A 3,286-nucleotide genomic window follows, 5' to 3' on the forward strand; every position below is an offset into this window, starting at 1 on the left:
TCAAGCGGCAGAAAGCCTAAATGTTACTAATTTAACCGCTTCTACAACTTATTACTGGAAAGTAGTAGTAAAAGATGGTGAAGGTGGACAAACAATTGGCCAAATTTGGAATTTTACTACGGATTAAAAATTAGCAATAAAATATTGCTACAAATAATTAATAATACCCTACTTCCTTAAATAAGGATTTATTTAAGGAAGTTAAACCCCTAAATATTTGATTTAAAAATAAGCTTATAGCCCCCTCTTAAAGCTAAACTAATTTAATTCCCCTTAAAAATTAGTACACTTTTCAAGAATTTATATAAACTTAAGATTAAATCTTATGAAAAAAATATACTCGTTTTTATTCTTATCTGTTTTAACTGTATATAATATTGTATATGCCCAAACAATTGTACAATATGTTCAACAAGTTGAAAATTACCACACATCTTTTATTGATGCAGGTCCTGGTTCTGGACTCAATAATGGTAGTTCAGAAATTATTATGTTTGCGCATACTGATGGAGCAAAACAAGTAGTAGCTTGGAGAGATTTTACTCAAGATGGTTTAACTGATGGAATTCAATCAACAATGGAAGTTGGTGATAGCTTTACAATAACGGTTGCAACAACCCAAGCTCAAGGGCAAATTGGCATTGCATTATTATCAAATCCAACAAGTACAACTAGTTGGGCTGATAGACAAAATAATTATGCTGTACAACTAAACTTAAACGGGCCTGATTATGGAGGTTGGAGTGCTTGGAAAATAATTTCTTCAGGAGGTGCGGTTGATCAATCTGGTATTTGGGGAGCTGAAGGAATATTAAATGATTTGAAAATTAAATTTACATTAAGCACAGCTACAGAAATGAATGTTTCATTAAATGATGGTGCTGAAATATTTGATGTTACTGTTAATAATCAAAATATAACTGGTTATTCTATTTACTTAGAAAATGATTGGGATTTTTCACAAAATAAAAATATTTATTGGAAACAAACTTCTGAATACAGATATGCTACAACATTAAGTAATGAAGAATTCTCAAAAAATCCAATTACATTAAATTTAATTAAAAATAACTTAGAAATTGAAGGACTAGAATTCAATCAAAAATTTCAATTAAATATTTATGATATAAATGGCCGATTACATAAAAAATTAAATGAAAAATCTTCATTAAATTTAGATGATTTAAGTCCATCTATTTATGTTTTAAAATTAAAAACTGAAAACAATATTATTATCAATAAAAAAATTATTAAAGTATAATAATCTTAAAAAACACATTAATTTAAAAAGAGTAACAACTATGTTACTCTTTTTTTTTTGCATTTAACTAATTCAATTCTAAATAGGTATTGTAACATTAAAATAAATTTATTATATTTGAATCAATATTACTATGTTCATACATATGAACATATTTAAATACACCAAATATGCAATTAAGAATTGATCACAATAATGGCACTCCCCTACATTTACAAGTTGAAAAACTGCTTCGTGGATTAATTGAACATCCAAAATACAGTAAAGGAGAATTATTTCCTAAAGAGGTAGATATGGCTAATCAACTTGGTATTTCACGTAATACGGTTCGACAAGCAATAAGTAAATTGGTAATTGAAGGGCTTTTAGAGCGAAAAAAAGGAGTTGGAACTAAAGTTGTAAATAAAAACATAAATACCAAATTAAAAAGTTGGATGAGTTTTACGCAAGAAATGAACAACAAAGGCATTTCATTCGTGAATTATGAAATTAAAGTAGAAAAAGTAAATGCAACAACTGATGTTGCAAATGCACTTGAAATAAAAGAAGATACAGAAGTTCTTAAACTAACTAGATTAAGAGGTGATACTGATGGCCCCTTTGTAAATTTTGTTTCATACCTGCATCCTCGCATTGGATTGTCTGGAAATGAAGATTTTAAACGTCCATTATACGAAATTTTAGAGCAAGATTATTCAACAATTGTTGATTTATCTAGTGAAGAAATAAAAGCTGTTATTCCCAAAAAACAAATTTCAGAAAAATTAAATATTTCAGAAAATGATCCTGTACTTAAAAGAATTAGAAAAGTATATGACCCAGGAAAAAGACCTATAGAATATTGTATTGGCTACTATAGAGCTGACAAATTTTCGTACACCATTGATATAAAAAGAGAATTTAATTAAAATTGAATATTGTGAAAAAACTATCAATTATACCCGTATTAATTTTAGCTTTTGTATTGCTTCAATGTCAATCAAAAAAAGAACCAGAATTATTACTCCATGTTCCATCACCTGAATGGGAAGATCAAGTTATTTATTTTTTAATGATTGATCGTTTTAATGATGGAGATCAAACCAACAACAACCAAAATGGTGGGGAATTCGATCAAAAAGATTTTAGAAAATTTAGTGGTGGTGACCTTCAAGGTATTATTGATCAACTAGATTACATACAAAGTTTAGGCGCAACAGCAATTTGGATTACACCTCCAGTGGCTAACCAATGGTGGGACCCAATTAACAATTTTAGCGGGTATCACGGGTATTGGGCTGAAAATTTTAAAGAGGTTGATAAACACTTTGGTACTTTAGAGTTGTACCAACAATTATCACATGAAATTCATAAACGTGGTATGTATTTAATTCAAGATATCGTTTTAAATCATACTGGGAACTATTTTCAATACAATGGTGGCTACGATAAAGATAGCGTTGAATTATTTTACGAGGATAATAAATTAAGTACGCCAACAACAAAACCAACACAATATCCTTTCAACCTCAACAACCCAAACAACCCAGAAGAGAAAAATGCCAATATTTATAATTGGACACCAGATATATTAAATTATGAAGACCCTTTTCAAAAGTACAATTACCAAATGGCTGGATTGGACGATATTAATACTAAAAACATAAAAGTTAGAGAAGTACTACGTGATTCATACGGGTATTGGGTAGAAGTTGTTGGTGTTGATGGTTTTAGAATAGACACTATTATATATGTTGAACTCGATTTTTGGGCAGATTTTATGAACTCTTTAAGTACAGAAGCTCCAGGTATAAATCAAGTTGCAAAAAATACAGGTAGAGCTAATTTTTTAACATTTGGTGAAACATTTATAAAATCTGATCCATTACTAAACAAAGGCGATATTGAAGTAGCGAGTTATATGGGTAGTAAAGAGAAACCTGCATTAAATAGCATGTTAAATTACCCGCTCTATTACACTATAAACCGTGTATTTAGTCAGGGTTTACCAACTAAATTTATGGAGTACCGCTTAAATACATTTGT

Annotated in this window: 3 protein-coding genes; all 3 read left to right on the forward strand. The window is 29.3% G+C overall.

The genetic code is table 11. From position 1 onward, the window contains the following. The first annotated feature begins 325 nt into the window (after positions 1 to 325). Positions 326 to 1,261, forward strand: a complete 936-nt coding sequence (locus GQ540_RS07775; RefSeq protein WP_291799757.1) for a T9SS type A sorting domain-containing protein — start codon at positions 326 to 328, stop codon at positions 1,259 to 1,261. Between the two features lie 170 nt (positions 1,262 to 1,431). Continuing rightward, a complete protein-coding gene (locus tag GQ540_RS07780; protein ID WP_291799759.1) occupies positions 1,432 to 2,169 on the forward strand; it encodes a GntR family transcriptional regulator in 738 nt (245 codons plus the stop codon). Positions 2,170 to 2,180: 11 nt separating this feature from the next. Continuing rightward, a partial coding sequence (locus tag GQ540_RS07785) for an alpha-amylase family glycosyl hydrolase (protein ID WP_291799762.1) occupies positions 2,181 to 3,286 on the forward strand: 1,106 nt, incomplete at its 3' end.

Source organism: Lutibacter sp. (genome assembly GCF_013139515.1).
Lineage (GTDB): Bacteria > Bacteroidota > Bacteroidia > Flavobacteriales > Flavobacteriaceae > Lutibacter.

Excerpts from the sequence above, each read along its gene's own strand:
- GQ540_RS07775 (WP_291799757.1), top strand. The coding sequence starts at position 326 with ATGAAAAAAATATACTCGTTTTTATTCTTATCTGTTTTAACTGTATAT.
- GQ540_RS07780 (WP_291799759.1), top strand. The coding sequence starts at position 1,432 with ATGCAATTAAGAATTGATCACAATAATGGCACTCCCCTACATTTACAA.